Origin of the sequence: Tannerella forsythia 92A2 (genome assembly GCF_000238215.1) — a bacterium.
GTDB classification, from domain to species: domain Bacteria; phylum Bacteroidota; class Bacteroidia; order Bacteroidales; family Tannerellaceae; genus Tannerella; species Tannerella forsythia.
The window spans coordinates 124,890-141,974 of sequence record NC_016610.1 but is presented as its reverse complement, the minus strand read 5'-3'; the positions used below and the strand labels follow the sequence as shown (position 1 = coordinate 141,974).

Sequence of the window (17,085 nt, the reverse complement as noted above, 5' to 3'; positions counted from 1 at the left end):
AAATAATAAAGTCAATGAAAACAACAACATTTCAGCACATAGCTTTGTGGGCTATGTTTATCGGAGCATTCGGTTTAACATCATGCGATAAGAATGATGAGCCAACCCCAAAACCTGAAGAAACGAAACAGCATTTTGTTTGTTTCAACACGGTCGATCAGAAAATCGATTACTTAGGTACATTTGCAGACCTTACTCAAAAGGCAGTGGACAACAAAAAAGCTTTTGAATTTGCTTTCGGCGCCTACCCTTTTGCACAAGGAAATACGGTGCTTGTCGCTGATGGAAACGGAGGTGATAAAGTTCATAAATTCACACGTGATGCTAATGGTTATCTCATGAGGGGAGAATCCGTGACTTTCGGACAGGGGTCAGCTCCCGGAGAAATCACCTTTTCTAATGATGGGAAAGCTTATGTCGTACTCAGCCAACGTGGTAAAATCAGCATTCTCGACATCCAAACGATGAAGCAAACGGCAGAAATCGATCTCTCTGAGTATGCTTATAAAGATAATAATCCAGATCCTGGCTGTGCAGTTCTCTCCAAATCAAAGGATAAACTCTATGTGGCACTTCAACAGAAGCAAACGCGATATACTGCCTATCCGGGCATTGGAGCGGAAGTAGCCATCATCAATTTGAAAACTAATCAAGTAGAGAAAGTTATAAAAGACGACCGTGTAGGATTTGTTGGTTTGTTCCGACACACGATTGCTTTCACTGACGAATTGGGAGATATATATTTCTACAGCCTCGGCATGGAAGGCAATAATCCTTTGAAGGATGGTTTTGTACGTATCAAGAATGGAACAGATGAATGGGATAAGGATTACCACTTCCAACTTTCAAAAACCCCTGCAACAGGTATTGACAAACCACACAGTTGGATACTCTATTATCACTATGCAGGTAATGGGATTGTGTACGCATGTGTTAATATCCCTTCTCTTACAACGCACGACGACCCTATGCAATCATCTATTCTTGACTTTAATTATCAACCTGTCAAAATTGATGTACGGAATAAAACCATTGAGAAAATCAATCTTCCTCTAACTACAAGTATGGGATGCTTTACTTATGGTAAATGGAAAGATGAAATAGTTTTTGGCATGACTTGCAAGGAAGGAACAGGTTACTATACCTATAATCCAACAACAGGCGCATGCTCACCTAAACCTGTGGTTACGACTGTTGGTGTACCGTCAAGTCTACTCGTATTCGAATAATGAACAAAAGAGGGAGATTGTTGCTTAGTGGTTCTATCTCCCTCTTTGTTTTATCTTTATATTATCAGTACGGGTAAAAATCAGCAAATTCTTCATCTTTTATCCTGATTGATCATTATCTTTGCAAAAAAAACATATGACAATAGAATTTTGTGCGATCAATAAACCTGAAGATTGGATTGAGATGGTTGCTGAACAATTCGGCACATCGGTAACGGATAACGGTTTTACCGTTCCATCTTCGGTGGGCAGCGGTTTTTTCAAACAATACTATCCGTTGCCGTGGCTCACATTGACCTACATTAGTTTCCTATCATACGAATCGATGACAATGGTGCGTCGCTCCGTGGAAAACTCGAAATGGATTCCTGTGATGTTCTATATCAACGAGCATAAACACGAGCAGATTATCGGGACAAGCACGAAGACGGTCGGGGTGGATACACTCGATGGTATCTTTATGCCTTCAAGTAATATCCCCACGGAGTGGACTTTCGCACCCAAACGACAGTATGAAAATATCACATTGACTTTTAACAAGGATTGGATAGAGCAAATGGATACAGCTCACGGAACCTACATAGGGCGATTGCTCCAGTCGGACAAGTCTTTTTATCTCTTCGAGACTATCACACCTGCGATGCAACGAGTATTGTATGGCATCAAGGCGATAGCCAAAAGCGATGCACCTTTCTCTCCCCTCCATCTGCACGGAAAGGCAATAGAACTGCTGACGATATTCCTTGAAAAACTCGAAAAGCGTTCGGAAGTAAAATCTCTTTCCAACTTAAATTTGAACGATGTGGAGGCTGTCTTCCGTGTCCGTCGTCAGATTTTACAAAGCTTGAGCAACGTACCGAGTATTCCCGAGTTGGCACGTGAAGCTGCCATGAGCAGTTCCAAACTACAAAAATGCTTCAAGCAGGTTATCGGAAAGGCGATTGCCGAGTATGCCCTATCCGAAAAGATGGAATGGGCAAAACGATTGCTTTCCACTCGTCTTTACTCTGTATCTGAAGTCGGTTATAAGATTGGATATGCCAATCTCAGCCACTTCACGGAGGCTTTCCACAAATATCACAGAATAAAACCCAAGCAATATCTCGATTCCCTGTGAGTTTAATGTAATAGGGATATTGCTTGCCATTTAATGGTTATTTTACCCTAAACAGTCTTCCAAACTTTGCCTGCAAAAAGGTTCATCCGACATTTCGCGTGCTACGGCAATCATGCAATGCGTATAGTCTCGAAAAAGTCTCATGCCACAAAATATTGATTGGACCACTGAAAATCGACCGTGCCGCCCCCGATTTTTATGGCATACGGTCGTTGTTATTTACAGAAAAGCACTATCTTTGTACCTTAATTTTATTCATAAGGAATGACTCTTTCTGCTTTGACAGCTATATCTCCGATAGATGGACGCTATCGGAACAAGGTAGAAGCGCTGGCTGCCTATTTTTCGGAGTTTGCGCTGATTCGGTATCGTGTACGCGTAGAAATCGAATACCTCTGTTTGTTGGCGGAGGTTCTGCCACCTGTACAAGCTTTGAATAAGGACCATGTCAAAACGGCCTTGCGGAGGATTTATCTTGATTTCTCGTACGACGATGCGCGACGGGTGAAAGAAATTGAGCAGACGACAAACCATGATGTGAAAGCCGTCGAATATTTTATCAAAGAACAATTCGATACGCTCTCGTTACAGGCATATAAAGAATTTATTCATTTCGGACTGACTTCACAGGATATAAATAATACCGCCGTTCCTCTTTCGTTGAAAGAGGCGTTGACGGCGGTCTATTTCCCCGGTATCGAAGCAGTGATCGCCAAGCTGAAAAACTATGCTGAAGCATGGAAAGACATTCCGATGCTCGCGAAAACGCACGGACAACCCGCTTCTCCTACCCGTCTGGGGAAAGAGATTCAAGTGTTTGTCTATCGGTTGGAGCAGCAATTGACGCTGCTCAAGGCCGTACCCATCTCGGCCAAGTTCGGCGGAGCAACGGGCAACTTCAACGCGCATCATGTGGCTTATCCGCAGTATGATTGGCAGAAATTCGGACATCGGTTTGTAGAAGAAACACTCGGACTGAAGCGCGAAGCATGGACAACCCAAATATCGAACTACGACAATCTGGCAGCACTTTGCGACGGCTTGCGACGCATTGATACGATCCTGATCGATCTTTGTCGAGACATGTGGCAGTACATCTCGATGGAATATTTCAGGCAGAAGATCCAAGAGGGTGAGGTCGGCTCGTCGGCGATGCCGCACAAGGTCAATCCGATCGATTTCGAAAATGCCGAAGGAAATCTCGGCATGGCCGATGCCATACTTACACATCTGAGTATGAAGCTGCCGATCTCTCGGCAACAGAGAGACTTGACAGACTCGACCGTATTGCGTAACATCGGCGTGCCGCTGGCTCATATCGAGATCGCACTCAAGAGCTTGATGAAAGGACTCGGCAAATTGCTGCTGAACGAACCGGCCATATCGCGCGAGCTGGATACGCAGTGGGCCGTCGTGGCCGAAGCCCTTCAAACCCTTCTGCGCCGTGAGGGGTACCCCCGACCGTATGAAGCACTGAAAGCATTGACACGCACCAACGAAACGATCACCGCCTCATCGATTGCACAGTTTATCGACTCGCTCGATCTGAGTGAGACCGTAAAACAAGAGTTGAGAGCTGTGACTCCACATAATTATACAGGAATATAAAACAGAAACAAAAAACAGAATAACCATTAAAAAACAGTCGGGAGACTGTACAAATACGTTTAACAATCAATTATTACTATTTAGTATGGATTTAGAAGAAAAAGACGGACGCCAACCTCGTCCAGAAAGTGAAAACCCGGAAAATCAAAATCAACGGGACAGTGTTTCGCGTAACGAAAAGGAAGAACGGAGGCCTGCTTACCGCGCTACGAGAGATGGCGGAGGCTATCAGATGGAGGGAGCAAACCGCCCGGTCGCTAAACGCCGTCCGCGTATCAGAGACAGTCGTATGGCTGATTATAACCGACCTTCGTACGGTAGCCCTTTCACGGAAAGAACTTCTTATCGGCAGGCCGACCTTTATTCGCAGGAAGAAGAACGGCCGCTTCACAGCGCCGATACGGAGGGGAACGAACGCCATCCTTATATGCCGTCCTATTCGCAGTCGCCCGAAGGCCGGCCACATCGTCCCTATGTGCCGAATACAGGGAATGAAGGCGGGCATTTCCGTGCACCGAAAAATAACGAACGGCGTCCCGGAGTACCCGGAAGCAACAACCGACCGGGAGGCAAGCCGAAGAAACAAACGAAGAAAGGTGCACGCCCGAACATGAAGTTCAACTTCCAGAAACAGGTGAAATATGAAGAAGAACTGACCGATCCGAACGAACCGATCCGTTTGAACAAATTTCTGGCCAATGCCGGTGTATGTTCACGCCGCGAAGCAGATGCATTTATCCAGGCCGGCGTCGTAAAAGTAAACGGTGAAGCAGTGAAAGAACTCGGCACAAAGATTACACGGAAAGACCAGGTCATGTTCCACGACCAGCCGGTACGCATCGAAAGTAAAATCTACCTTTTACTCAACAAGCCGAAAAACTGCATGACCACCGTCGATGACCCGCAAAATCGCCGAACGGTCATGGACCTTGTCAAAAATGCCTGCCATGAACGTATCTACCCCGTCGGCCGTCTGGATCGTAACACGACCGGTGTACTGCTGTTGACGAACGATGGCAATCTGGCTTCGAAACTGACGCACCCGTCGTTCAAGAAGAAGAAAATCTACCACGTGTGGTTAGATAAGGAAGTGGCCGTAGAAGACATGGAAAAGCTGGCCACCGGATTAGAGCTGGAAGACGGTGAAATCCATGCCGATGCGATCAGCTACGCCAGCGAGACCGACAGAAAACAGGTCGGGGTCGAGATTCACTCGGGACGAAACCGTATCGTTCGTCGTATGTTCGAGGCACTCGGCTATCACGTGACCAAACTTGACCGCGTGTATTTTGCCGGGCTGACGAAGAAGAATCTGGGCCGCGGCAAATGGCGCTATCTGAACGAACAGGAAGTAAATGCTCTGCGTATGGGAGCATTTGAATAAGTATTACAGGAGGTAACTAACAATGAAACGAACAAAGATTACAGACTTATTAAAAAGCGATGCGTGCGGCGCAGACGTAGATGTCTGCGGCTGGGTACGTACGCGAAGAGGCAGTAAGCAGGTGACTTTTATCGCACTGAATGACGGCACGACGATCCATAACCTGCAAGTGGTTGCAGATATCGAGAAGCTGGGTGAAGAAAACCTGAAGCAGGTCACGACCGGATCATGTATCCGTGTCAGCGGAAAACTCGTGCCGTCGCAGGGACAAGGACAGCATGTCGAGGTGCAGGCCGATCGGATCGAACTGCTCGGCGCTGCCGACCCGAACTCATACCCGTTGCAGAAGAAAGGACATTCACTCGAATTCCTGCGGGAGATCGCTCACTTGCGTCCCCGCACCAACACCTTCGGCGCCGTATTCCGCATCCGCCACCACATGGCCATGGCCATTCACACGTTCTTCCATCAGAAAGGCTTCTTCTACTTCCATACGCCTATTATCACGGCCTCCGACGCCGAGGGCGCAGGGCAAATGTTTCAGGTTACGACACAAGACCTGAAGCAGGTAAAAAAGGACGAAGACGGGTCTGTCAATTACGACGACGATTTCTTCGGCAAGCAGGCGAGCTTAACGGTTTCCGGACAGTTGGAAGGTGAATTAGCGGCCATGGGATTAGGAGCCATCTACACGTTCGGGCCTACGTTCCGTGCTGAAAATTCGAACACTCCGCGCCACTTGGCCGAGTTCTGGATGATTGAGCCGGAAGTGGCTTTTAACGAAATTGAAGAGAACATGAACCTTGCGGAAGAGTTTATCAAATATTGTGTGCAATGGGCTTTAGACCATTGCCGCGACGATATTCAATTCCTCAACGATATGTTCGACAAGGGACTTATCAACCGACTGGAAAGCGTGTTGACAGACGATTTCGTACGTCTGGCTTACACGGAAGGGGTACGCATCCTCGAAGACGCTGTGGCCAAAGGACATCAATTCGAATTCCCCGTGTATTGGGGAGCCGATCTGGCCTCGGAGCATGAACGCTATCTCGTGGAAGAGCATTTCAAACGTCCCGTCATTCTGACCGATTATCCGAAAGAGATCAAGGCGTTCTATATGAAACAGAACGAAGATGGGAAGACAGTTCGTGCCATGGATGTACTGTTTCCGAAGATCGGCGAAATCATCGGAGGGTCGGAGCGTGAAGCAGACTACGACAAACTGCTCCAACGCATCGAAGAGCTCCACATCCCGATGAAGGATATGTGGTGGTATCTCGACACCCGTAAATTCGGAACTTGTCCTCATGCCGGATTTGGACTGGGCTTCGAGCGGTTATTACTGTTCGTCACCGGAATGTCTAACATCCGCGATGTAATGCCGTTCCCACGCACCCCGAAGAACGCAGAGTTTTAAGAAAATCCCCCTCCCTTATTCTCTTCTTGTGTTCGGAAGAACACGAATAAAATAAGGGGGGAGAGAAATTTATCTTTTAGCTAATACATTCATTCAGTGCTCCCAACCTTTAAATCTTATCATTCAAAAGAATTCGAGTAATTATAGAAGTTCGAAACCTTATGAATGGCAGAAAGATAAGCATCTGCTTGTTGAAAAAGCTGCGTGATTAAACCGGGATTATCTTTATTATTCTGTGTGATATCAGAATACCCAAACTCTTTTTGTCTGGATATAAACGGATAAAGCACCATTTTATTGTTTGAGATTTGCGAGATCACTCCATCCGCCGTATCATTTTCTTTAAACGCATAATCCAGAATTTTCCGGAAGAACTTTTTATACACAACGATAAACTGCGTACACCAAAACCAGTCTACCCAGTAACGGTTTCTTGCGATGGGAACAGCATAGCCGAAACCTCCGATACCGCCGGAGAGAACATCAGCTCCTTGTTCATGTGCTTCAAGAATATTTTCAATTAAAAAGTTCTTAGAGTAATCTTCAGTAAAATAATGATCATCCTCACAGATAACGATTACATCATCTTCGTTTTCTATAGCAAGCCTGATAATCCTCACAATACTGTTCCAAAGTCCGACCGCTCCGATCGTATGCGTACATGCATCGATATATGTCACGTCAAATTCATCCCGCCCTTTGAATTCGCCTATGATATGTTTTTTGCGGTCGAGACGCTCTTTCATATTAATGACATAAGTCGGAATATAGAAATCCGATCCTTTTTTCATTGCCTCCATAGCATTCTTTATTAACATGTACGATTTGTGTAATACTCAATAGGTAAAATATTCTTTAAGGAATTGGAACTTTGCCATATCATCCGGGGTATCGATATCCATGAACGGAACATTATTCTTTATGCAACGGAAACGCCCTGTCCAAAAGGCTTTGTTCGGATCTGTCGACATAGCGACCTCACAAATAAAAGCCGACTTAATCAGATATATCGCTCCGTCTATCATGGGAATGGTTTCGCATAAGGCTCCTTTTCTCTTCATGTCTTTATTTCTGAATGCCGGAACGCTTCCGGCAAACTCCAAATAAAACCGTTCCCTGTCAGGGACTTCGACAAAAGACGTAACAAAATCAATCTCATTTTTCACTTGGGCATATAACGAACAACACTTCCGAATCAAATCTATTTCCCTGAATGGCTGTGTAACGGGAAGAAGAATAAATGCCTCATAATCCGAATTTTTAATAACGTTACGGCAGGAACTCAACTCGTCTTGTCCCTCTTTCCTTATCTCTACATTCGTCTTGAATCCCAATCTCGAAGCAAAATCACCCAATTCTTGATCATCAGATATAACAACAGCATTTTTTATTAAATTTTGTCGTAACAGATAATCGGCTGTATACGGAAGAAGTTTTCGATTTTTACCGGGACATCTCCGGCTGATTCCTTTTACAGGAATCAATATCGGAATATTATTCATCTCTGACTCGTGTAATAATTCCATGATCGATTAATTTCTTCAGGTAATTTTCTTCATATACTCCCGCTCCCTTGTGCCAATTCCAATACGGATTATGATCGATTAGTTCAGCCCGACCTTCTACATCGAGACAAGTAATATGAATGTCATAATATTCCTTCCATCGTGAATTCAGCAGGTAAGCCAACATAAAGACGGCACTCGTCGGGCGTTCAAAACCGATTGCTTTAATCGCATCTTCATCATTTATAATTTCAACCGATTCGTATTGCCTTTTTGTCAAGAAAGTGTCCCATTCCCGAAAATGCTCATACCAATATTTATGCATAAAGATATTTTGAGCTTTTTTGATTTCATCCTTGTTTTCTCCACCATGAAAAATGTATTTAAACACATTATTTGCCTCTATGTATATGCCGTTGATCTTACGGCCGGCTACACCCAGGTTATTCATCCGTCCTATCCGGAGTACATAATCGAAAGAATCGATCAATGTATGCAATCCGATTCTATACGGAGGCTTATTTCCCACTAAGATGAGTGTCTTTTTCATGACTTCCATGTTTTGATATATTTACGAAGCTCTTCGGTATTCATTTTGCACACTTTTATGAGTTCTTTCAGATTGTTCCTATCCCTCTCATCGTGTCCAAAGGTCGAATTGATCCCTCTCGGATGATATAGATGAAACAGAGGACCGGAGACCCGTTCCACAGGTTCCTCCAGAATCTCCATGCGTTTGACACGTTCGACATCTTCAGGCCCCCATCCGTAAATGTTTTCATTCTCACCGCCGGCCTGCAGGTAACGCTGTTTATTTATGATAAATACTCCTCCGACAGAGGGACGGCCCCAAACAGGTACCGTCATACTTTCTTTATTTTTGTCATAAGAAAAAGAGAGAATGTTATTTCTAACATTATTGCTTTGTTCTATATCTAAAAAAAGAAAACGTCCATCATATGGATAACATAATGTTGTACCATTTTTAACCACCGTTGTCCCTTCTTTTATTTGTGATGGATGCAAAATAACATCCGCATCCCACACTCCGACAATATCTGTTCCGGACATTTGTATGAGTTTATTCAGATAATGTGTCCTATGGAAAACAATATTTTTATCATGAATAAAAATAAATTTTACTCTCTCTTTCCATTCATCGAAAAAATATCTTTTTTCCATATCCGCTTCCAAAATAATTATGGACGCCTCTGTCATCTCAAGCAAAGACAATAAAACCATATCCAGATTTTCTTTCCGCTCATAGGAATCAACACGTACGGGAATGACAATCGTAAGTTCCGAGGTTATATCCATGGCTTTAAAATTTTCAATGATTCTATTCCCAATAATTCATAGCGATCGGATACGGGAATGTTAAAATCGACAAACTTCCGGAGACAAAAACTCATCATCCTCTTTATCTTATGGTTAAACACATCCAACTTATGCAATCGGCACAACAAGAAATAAACATCGTTGTAGTCATTTTTATCTTTCGTTTTCAGCAATAATTCCTCTACCCAATCAATCAGATAAATCAAATATTCTTTGAGTTTAAGTGTTATCATGCTCTCATCATTGTCCGGTTTCTTTTTCAGCCGCCGGTATAAATAATATCCCACACCGCAAACGCCGTCTTGCAAAGGGAGGGATTCTATCGGTCTTCTGTCGACGATATTTCGTGCGACAATATCTATCTCCGCAAGAATTTCATCACTGTCTCCTTCGATGAATCCGTGTTCGATCATATATTCGATACCGCATCCGATCCCCAACAATCCGTCACCGTAAAAGATAGAAATTCGTTCGGCCAGTTGTTCGTAAACCGTATCCATAAATTCATCTGCCTGATGTTCGTAATTCTCCTCTCCCGTTATCCGGGCAAGATGCAGCAGATAAACGGCAATCCCCATTTTACCGTCCCAAAGGCCGATATTGGGGAAACATTTTCCTTTCTCTATCAGACGATCGGTATAATTCTTTAAGAACCCACGTTGTTTTTCCATGTTATTGTTGATTTTTTAATAATTTCTTTATCGGCATAAGGAGGCGTTCGATTAACCGCAAATCTTCGGTAATAATATCCGCACTTCCCAACATCTGGCGGGTGATGGGCAGCGTCTTTCCGTAATTCGTATCCATTCCTTTCGGAAAATCTATTTCCACCACATAAAACCCCTCTGCCGTAGGGACATTTGAAACACTCTCCACTCTCCCGATAAGATAACCGAACTCCTGGTCGGGAAAATTGTTGATGCGCACATTGACCCGTTGACCGACTTTTACTTTCCCTGCTCCCTGAACGGGTAGCAACGCTTTACCTTTGGGTTGGTCTTGTCGTACGGGAATAACCGTGAAAACGGTTTCTCCCGTATTTACGTTCTGGTTGTTGCTCCACACACCCATTTGATTAACAGTACCTGCAATGGGGCTTACCAATAAATAATTCTGCTCCCACGTTTTGATTTGCGCACTCAATGCTTCTACGGCATTTTGGAGCGATAGCCGGTATTTCCGTTCCAATTCGGTTGCCTGTTGCTGCAAATCGAGCAAATTCTCTTCTCCCTTCATCAATTGAACTTCCGACTGTTTCAATGAAGCGCTGAAGGAGAGATAAGACTGTTTGTTTTGCAGGAAACTGTTTTTGGAGACGTCATATTCATTCTCCGAAATAACGTTTTTAGCCAAAAGAATAGAATCCCTGTCAAAGATATTCCTTGATGTCCGAAACTGTTCGCTCATGACAGGCGCCTGTTTGAGAATGCGATTATAATATTCTCTTTGAGTAACCAACTGCTCTTTTTGGGATGCGATCTTTTGAGGATAATAGTTCAGCGTTTTGTAGTTTCGATAATCATTTAAACTGCTTAAAAAAGAGGCGTAAGCAGCCTGAATATTCCCTAATGACAAGGAGGGGCCGTTAAAGAATCTTCGCACGGTTTCTTCCGAATATCCGTAGATATTCCATGCATTCATCCTACTTATCAGTTCCAGCATGTCTTCGGTTTTTGCCGGATTTTGGATCACTGCCAATATCGCCTGACATTCAACCGCCTCATTGTTTTTGATAAAGATATCATCTATTTTCCCCGAAGAGCGAGCAATAATGCTGACGGGCGGGTCGGACGAGGTTACCGTTATTTCTGCTTTTATGGTGTCGGGGTATTTGAAAAACCAACTGCCGGTCAACAGAGCCATCACGATAGCAAAAAGTGTGGTAATCCCCCATCGGAGAATCCACGGTGGAATTTCGCCCATAACTTCCTGCACCTCCTCGCTACGAAGCTCGATCTCTTTGTATTTCTTCTCTTCCTTTTCCATACTCCATTCGTTATCTCCCCAGCTCCAACTGATTTCTCACCAATTCATAATACTTCCCTTTCAATGCCGTCAATGTTTCGTGTGTACCTTCTTCAGCTACTTTACCTTGATCAAGCACCACGATCTTATCCGCATCTTTTACGGTACTTAATCGATGCGCAACCACCACAACCGTCTTACCCCTGTAAAACTCGTGCAGGTGTTTCATGATTTCTTTTTCATTATTGGCATCCAACGCGTTGGTGGCTTCATCGAGAAAGATAAATTCGGGGTTCTTATACACGGCGCGGGCGATCAGGATACGTTGACGCTGTCCTTGACTGATGCCGTTTCCTTCCATCCCGATTTTAGTGTTGTATCCCAACGGCAGAGAGTCGATAAAGTCCCGGATATTGGCCACGGTAACCGCATGACGCAGTTTCTCAATATCCACATAATCGTCGCCCACACCGATATTCTGTGCGATGGTGTCGGAAAATATAAATCCGTCTTGCATCACCGAGCCCGATTTACTGCGCCAGAGGTGCGGATTGATAACGGTCAGCGGGGTCTCACCGATTTTAATGCTCCCTTTATTGGGTTCATAGAAACCCAGCAAGAGCTTAATGAGGGTCGTTTTCCCGCTGCCGCTGGCCCCCACAATAGCCGTAACTTTGTTCTGTGGAATATGCAGACTGATGTCGTCCAATACATAATCACGGTCGGCACCGTCGTAACTGAACGACACGTTTTCCAATGTAATGTCTCGTTTGTCGGGCAGAAGGGCCAGTTTATTTTCAATCGCTTTTTCTTCATCTTCCTTGCCGTGCACTTCGTTCAACCGCTCCAAACTAATTTTGGCATCTTGCGACTGTTGTGCAAAACCGATAAACGAACCAATCGGGCCACTCAACTGCCCTATGATGTAAGTCAAAGACATCATCATACCGAGTGTCATCTGCCCTTCTACGACAGATTTAGCTGCCAAAAACGAGATAACAATATTAGTGGTTTGATTAAAGAAGATCGAGCCGACCTGTTGCACTTGTCCCACGGCCAATCCCTTAACACTTATTTTAAATAACTTCACTTGAATCCGCTCCCACTGCCAGCGCTTTTGTTTTTCACAATTATTTAATTTGATTTCCTGCATGGCAGTAATCAATTGAATCAAGCTACTTTGTTCACTAGCAGCTTGTGCGAAGCGGCGAACATCAAGCTCCCTGCGAAACTTCATAAAAGCAAGAATCCAACAAACATAGAGGGTGTTACCAGCTAAGAAAATAAGGAGTATCACCAGGTTATAATAAGCAAGAATGAAAGCAAAAATAAAAAAATTAACAAAAGAAAAAAGAGTACCAATGGATGAACCCATTAGAAATGACTTGATCCGATTATGATCACCTATCCTTTGCATGATATCTCCAATCATTTTCGTATCAAAAAAATGGAGTGGCAACTTCATCAATTTAGCTAAGAAGTCGGAAATCAAAGCGATATTAATACGCGTGTTCATGTGCAGCAGTATCCAACTACGGATGAATTCCACTGATAATTGAGATATTGATATTACCACTTGAGCAATCAAAATCAATGTAATAAAGTTCAAATTGCTATTTCGTATTCCAATATCAACCAAGGATTGGGTCAAAAATGGGAAAATAAGCTGTAATCCGCTTACTGTTATCATTGCCAACAGCAGTTGAATCCATTGCTTCTTATAAGGAGTCAGATATTTTGCAAAAAATAACAATCCCTTCATACCTTCTTGCTTCTCATCTTCTTGCTCATAGAATTCGGGACCAGGCTCAAGAAGCAAAGCGGCTCCTTTATCCTCACCGCCTTCTTTAGTCATTAACCAACACTTTTTAAACTCTTGTTCTGTATAAGTAATCAATTGGTTTGCTGGATCTGCAACACTAATTTTATATTCCTTTTGCACTTTTTTTATAGCATAACATACTACAAAATGATTCTGATTCCAGTGTAATATGCAGGGCAACGGAACGTCTTCAAGCAATTGAGCAAAAGATATTCGTACGCCTGTTGTACGAAAACCAATAAATTCCGCAGCATCGCTAATACCAAGCATAGATACTCCTTCGCGAGTAATAAATGAGCGAGCCCGAAGTGTTTGTAATGAAAAGTTCTTCCCGTAATGTTTGGCAATCATACGCAAACATGTGGGGCCACAGTCCATGGAGTCAGGTTGAAGATAATGAGGGAACTTCTTAATCATGAGCATTGACTAAACATTTCATACGAGCCATATGGCTTGCATAAAGCCTATGCATAAAATTATACACGATCAATTCATATATCCTGTTTTTCGAACAAAACAAACGAACTAACATCATATGAATATAGCTGCCAATCAGTGTTGCCATCTCTCTATTCTTATCCTCTTTCATTAGTTGCAACGCGATCTTTTTCAGTTCTTTTGAGCGAAATTCTATTATCTCATACAATGTTTGATAGTTTTCATCTTTTTTTTTATTCCAAAGTACTTCTTCTAATTCATGAGAATGTTCTCGATACATCACATTAAATTGTTTGGAGTTAAACTCAGTAAAGCCAAATTCCATTTTATATGATTTATCCATTCGCTCCAACAGTTCTTTTTTTTGTTGTAAGTCATAACCGAAATCTATAAGTAAAACATCAATCATCTTTACAGCGATTAGCCATCTGGTAGACTGAGGCATTCCATCCAATATTTTCAATATTTTCAGCATATAATTACTATCAATGCAAAACATTGTTTCGGTCAACTCCATTAAATGCTTTTTATACCTTTCCAATTCACGATTATATGTATCCAACTGAACTTTCCAAACACTTTCGTCAGTTACTCTTTTTTTAAAATAATGATAAAATAATCGAATAACCTCTCCTATAAACATACAATCTCTCACTTTTATTCTAACACGCAGATGGAAATCCGGATCTGAATATCGAATAAAGAACCATTTTTCAATATATTTTTTCCTACTCAACGCCGAAATGAACTTCGACAATTCATTAACCAACATTTTATCTGCCGTATTACTGCCAGTATATACCTTTATATATACCCATTCACTCCCGGGTATAAATGTTCTTTGAACCTCTTTCATTTTTTTGAATCTCTATAAAATCCAACAATACATTCATTCAAATACTTTCCATCTCTTCCTTCAACGATTAGATTATCTGGAGGGAAAATGAACTCCAATAGTTGAAAGGTCGTACGTTTTTTGACCGTAGACAAGAAAGCACGAATACTAATCGGGCTCTCAAAATCTATATAAAGTTCGTTATCACCTTCAGATAATAGCACATATACCGGAATATTCCTTTTTTTGCGCCAATTCAACACCTTAATTACCAATTCATTATCAAAGACTTGATAAAACGCTGCAATCTCTTCTTGCTTAATATTCCATGCGGCTAAAGACAGGATGGAGTTTCCATATCGTACCCTTGGTCTATAAGAAAGTTTATCAGCCAAGCCCCCCCAATCAAACCCCAAAAAAGTGCGCTTACCCTGATGTTGCATATCGCATAGAAAGCGATAAACAGGCAATGTGTCATTGTAATAATTATGCGCACTTGTTAACCTCGGTATTATGCGACAATTCAATCTCTTAGAACGCAGAACTAATTCTCCTCCTCTATACGAAAGCATCAGATCATCAATATATATTTTCTTTTCTTCTACCAAATCCGAATTAGCAAGATACACGATCTCATATTCTCGCAAATGTGGTCGTGACAGAATATTGCCAACTCGTGATCCGGGCAAATGTACAATTTCCGCCAATATGCCGTCTGCCACTAATTCACTCTCTTTCCTTGAAATATCTTTTACCAACTTATCTATTTCAGGTTCTAAATGAGCAAAGCGCGACAGCAGGTTAGCGGCAGATACTCCTATGGTTCTTATATTTAATAGAGGTTTATCATTCTTTACACTGATTATTTGAAATAATGCATATAAGGTTTCGGGATATCCATTCCAGTTTTCCGGCACCGATTTAAACTCTTCAGGATAAAACACAATCTCGCTTGCTCCTTCTCTTTCAGCTTTTATCAGTCTTTCCAACAACACCGTTTGCACATTGGCAATATTCGCAACTTGTTTCTTTTGAGGAGGCAAAATCAGGTTGTCCACAATAGGAGAAATGTCTCCTATTCCGTGCCCCAACGGATAACCAATTCCTAATTCGGAGTCTAATGCTATTGCCAAAGGAACCTCACGTTCCTCATATCTATTGTAGAAAGCCGTTTTAAAACTATCCAATGGTGATACCTCTGTACTTCCCAGCTTACTAAAAAAAGAGATAACTGATTTTAATTCAGCAATTACTGATTCTCCTAATGTTGCTACTGTATTTTTTCTTGTTGCATCTACCTGAAAAAGAAAATTTTCAGTATAAGTAGCGGGCATTTGATTAACCATTTGCCTTATTTGGTGATAACCATGCAACGGATTAAGTTTTCCCGTATCCATCTCTTCCAACCAGCTATTTATACAACATAGAGAATCGACTAATTCTCGGGTGCTATCTTCTAAACGCATCTTACATAAAGTCATTATGAACTTTTTCAAATATTCTTCACCCACTACCATTACATCCAATTCACTGACTAACAATTGAGATTTTATCAGCTCATCAATAAAACATAAACTTTCCTCTTCATCTATTCCTTGTTCACTGAAATAACTTAATAATTCCCCAATCATTACTCCTTTAGCCGCATTCTTCAATATTGTATCTAAATATTTCGATCGTTCAACAGACGAAATAGTATGCATTCGTCTCTTATCTGAATATTTATATTCGATATAGCGCATGTACTTGCCCACTTTGTAAAGTGTATTATTCGGATAATATAATACTCCTCTTTTCACATCCGGTAAACTTAATATATTCTGTACCAATGCACACAGATAGTACATGTCCAATCGAGTGCACCTGCTTATCTCATCGTCTAAAGAAAATTGAGTAACCTCTCCTATATTGCCTACAGAAGAAGTGGCAAATAGTCCGAATGGGGTACAACGAGTTGACATTCTACTCAAATACTTCATAAAAGAAATTTCAATACCATTTTTCCGATCCTCGTCCTTTACTTTACTGCTAAATAATTTTTCCAACTCCTTATATAAATCAGAAGAACCTATATAAACAGCTTCTTTGACACGGTTATCAGAGAAACATGCAGACATACTTTTTTTCCCCTCAAGAATGTTTCTTAAATAAGTTAAAGGAAATGTAGGCAATCGGTAAATAAATCTATCAAAAGGCCGAAATATCATATCTTTTTTTTGTAAAAGGTCATTATATTCCATTTTGGGTTTCTTATGTAAATGACATCGGGTAGATAACAGCAGAACAGCATTTATCCACTGCCGATTAGAGTCAATAAAGATGTATAAGTAGATAAATCGTTCGTATCATGGAGCAATATATTTTATTTCATTCTTCCATTTTTTTAATCCGCAAATACTTTCCATACATCATATGCAAAGTGAA

Annotated in this window: 14 protein-coding genes; 5 read left to right on the top strand and 9 right to left on the bottom strand. The window is 42.0% G+C overall.

Annotation, left to right across the window (positions count from 1 at the left end; translation table 11 throughout):
* The first annotated feature begins 14 nt into the window (after nucleotides 1-14).
* The 5 genes from BFO_RS00575 (at nucleotide 15) to asnS (ending at nucleotide 6,758) form a co-directional block, all read left to right on the top strand.
* On the top strand, nucleotides 15-1,229 hold the full coding sequence (locus BFO_RS00575; RefSeq protein ID WP_014223598.1) for a YncE family protein: 1,215 nt from the start codon (nucleotides 15-17) through the stop codon (nucleotides 1,227-1,229).
* Nucleotides 1,230-1,365: 136 nt separating this feature from the next.
* Nucleotides 1,366-2,346, top strand: coding sequence for a helix-turn-helix domain-containing protein (locus tag BFO_RS00570; RefSeq protein ID WP_041590510.1), 981 nt, complete (start codon nucleotides 1,366-1,368; stop codon nucleotides 2,344-2,346).
* Nucleotides 2,347-2,610: 264 nt separating this feature from the next.
* Nucleotides 2,611-3,954: an adenylosuccinate lyase gene (purB, locus tag BFO_RS00565; protein WP_014223596.1), complete on the top strand. Its 1,344-nt coding sequence runs from the start codon at nucleotides 2,611-2,613 to the stop codon at nucleotides 3,952-3,954.
* An 85-nt stretch (nucleotides 3,955-4,039) separates the two neighbouring features.
* On the top strand, nucleotides 4,040-5,338 hold the full coding sequence (locus tag BFO_RS14690) for a pseudouridine synthase (protein WP_014223595.1): 1,299 nt from the start codon (nucleotides 4,040-4,042) through the stop codon (nucleotides 5,336-5,338).
* A gap of 22 nt (nucleotides 5,339-5,360) precedes the next feature.
* Entirely contained in the window at nucleotides 5,361-6,758 is a 1,398-nt protein-coding gene (asnS, locus tag BFO_RS00555) for an asparagine--tRNA ligase (protein ID WP_014223594.1), read from the top strand.
* Nucleotides 6,759-6,877: 119 nt separating this feature from the next.
* Here the strand turns inward: asnS and BFO_RS00550 are convergent, their stop codons facing one another.
* The 9 genes from BFO_RS00550 to BFO_RS00510 form a co-directional block, all read right to left on the bottom strand.
* Nucleotides 6,878-7,558, bottom strand: coding sequence for a glycosyltransferase family 25 protein (locus tag BFO_RS00550; RefSeq protein WP_014223593.1), 681 nt, complete (start codon nucleotides 7,556-7,558; stop codon nucleotides 6,878-6,880).
* Between the two features lie 36 nt (nucleotides 7,559-7,594).
* Nucleotides 7,595-7,819, bottom strand: coding sequence for a hypothetical protein (locus BFO_RS15415; RefSeq protein ID WP_141728938.1), 225 nt, complete (start codon nucleotides 7,817-7,819; stop codon nucleotides 7,595-7,597).
* 433 nt (nucleotides 7,820-8,252) lie between these two features.
* On the bottom strand, nucleotides 8,253-8,813 hold the full coding sequence (locus BFO_RS00540; RefSeq protein WP_014223591.1) for a hypothetical protein: 561 nt from the start codon (nucleotides 8,811-8,813) through the stop codon (nucleotides 8,253-8,255).
* Nucleotides 8,810-9,580: a galactosyltransferase-related protein gene (locus BFO_RS00535; RefSeq protein WP_014223590.1), complete on the bottom strand. Its 771-nt coding sequence runs from the start codon at nucleotides 9,578-9,580 to the stop codon at nucleotides 8,810-8,812. The genes BFO_RS00540 and BFO_RS00535 overlap by 4 nt, the downstream gene beginning before the upstream one ends.
* Nucleotides 9,571-10,272, bottom strand: a complete 702-nt coding sequence (locus BFO_RS00530) for a lanthionine synthetase LanC family protein (RefSeq protein ID WP_014223589.1) — start codon at nucleotides 10,270-10,272, stop codon at nucleotides 9,571-9,573. The genes BFO_RS00535 and BFO_RS00530 overlap by 10 nt, the downstream gene beginning before the upstream one ends.
* A 1-nt stretch (nucleotide 10,273) precedes the next feature.
* The gene (locus tag BFO_RS00525) at nucleotides 10,274-11,587 is read right to left on the bottom strand and encodes an HlyD family secretion protein (RefSeq protein WP_014223588.1); all 1,314 of its coding nucleotides are present in this window, start codon (nucleotides 11,585-11,587) and stop codon (nucleotides 10,274-10,276) included.
* A gap of 10 nt (nucleotides 11,588-11,597) precedes the next feature.
* Nucleotides 11,598-13,805 (bottom strand): peptidase domain-containing ABC transporter, encoded by a 2,208-nt coding sequence (locus BFO_RS00520; RefSeq protein ID WP_014223587.1) that lies wholly within the window; start codon nucleotides 13,803-13,805, stop codon nucleotides 11,598-11,600.
* Nucleotides 13,798-14,682 carry a thiopeptide-type bacteriocin biosynthesis protein gene (locus BFO_RS00515; protein WP_041590507.1) on the bottom strand — a complete coding sequence of 295 codons (885 nt, stop codon included), beginning with the start codon at nucleotides 14,680-14,682 and terminating at the stop codon, nucleotides 13,798-13,800. Before BFO_RS00515 ends, BFO_RS00520 begins: the two co-directional genes overlap by 8 nt.
* Complete coding sequence (locus BFO_RS00510; RefSeq protein ID WP_041590506.1) at nucleotides 14,679-16,901, bottom strand: lantibiotic dehydratase family protein; 2,223 nt, start codon at nucleotides 16,899-16,901, stop codon at nucleotides 14,679-14,681. Before BFO_RS00510 ends, BFO_RS00515 begins: the two co-directional genes overlap by 4 nt.
* Nucleotides 16,902-17,085: the final 184 nt, after the last annotated feature.

Excerpts from the sequence above, each read along its gene's own strand:
- BFO_RS00575 (WP_014223598.1), top strand. The coding sequence starts at position 15 with ATGAAAACAACAACATTTCAGCACATAGCTTTGTGGGCTATGTTTATC.
- BFO_RS15415 (WP_141728938.1), bottom strand. The coding sequence starts at position 7,819 with ATGAAGAGAAAAGGAGCCTTATGCGAAACCATTCCCATGATAGACGGA.
- BFO_RS00525 (WP_014223588.1), bottom strand. The coding sequence starts at position 11,587 with ATGGAAAAGGAAGAGAAGAAATACAAAGAGATCGAGCTTCGTAGCGAG.
- BFO_RS00540 (WP_014223591.1), bottom strand. The coding sequence starts at position 8,813 with ATGAAAAAGACACTCATCTTAGTGGGAAATAAGCCTCCGTATAGAATC.
- BFO_RS00535 (WP_014223590.1), bottom strand. The coding sequence starts at position 9,580 with ATGGATATAACCTCGGAACTTACGATTGTCATTCCCGTACGTGTTGAT.
- asnS (WP_014223594.1), top strand. The coding sequence starts at position 5,361 with ATGAAACGAACAAAGATTACAGACTTATTAAAAAGCGATGCGTGCGGC.
- BFO_RS00510 (WP_041590506.1), bottom strand. The coding sequence starts at position 16,901 with ATGGAATATAATGACCTTTTACAAAAAAAAGATATGATATTTCGGCCT.
- purB (WP_014223596.1), top strand. The coding sequence starts at position 2,611 with ATGACTCTTTCTGCTTTGACAGCTATATCTCCGATAGATGGACGCTAT.
- BFO_RS00570 (WP_041590510.1), top strand. The coding sequence starts at position 1,366 with ATGACAATAGAATTTTGTGCGATCAATAAACCTGAAGATTGGATTGAG.
- BFO_RS14690 (WP_014223595.1), top strand. The coding sequence starts at position 4,040 with ATGGATTTAGAAGAAAAAGACGGACGCCAACCTCGTCCAGAAAGTGAA.
- BFO_RS00520 (WP_014223587.1), bottom strand. The coding sequence starts at position 13,805 with ATGATTAAGAAGTTCCCTCATTATCTTCAACCTGACTCCATGGACTGT.
- BFO_RS00550 (WP_014223593.1), bottom strand. The coding sequence starts at position 7,558 with ATGGAGGCAATGAAAAAAGGATCGGATTTCTATATTCCGACTTATGTC.
- BFO_RS00530 (WP_014223589.1), bottom strand. The coding sequence starts at position 10,272 with ATGGAAAAACAACGTGGGTTCTTAAAGAATTATACCGATCGTCTGATA.
- BFO_RS00515 (WP_041590507.1), bottom strand. The coding sequence starts at position 14,682 with ATGAAAGAGGTTCAAAGAACATTTATACCCGGGAGTGAATGGGTATAT.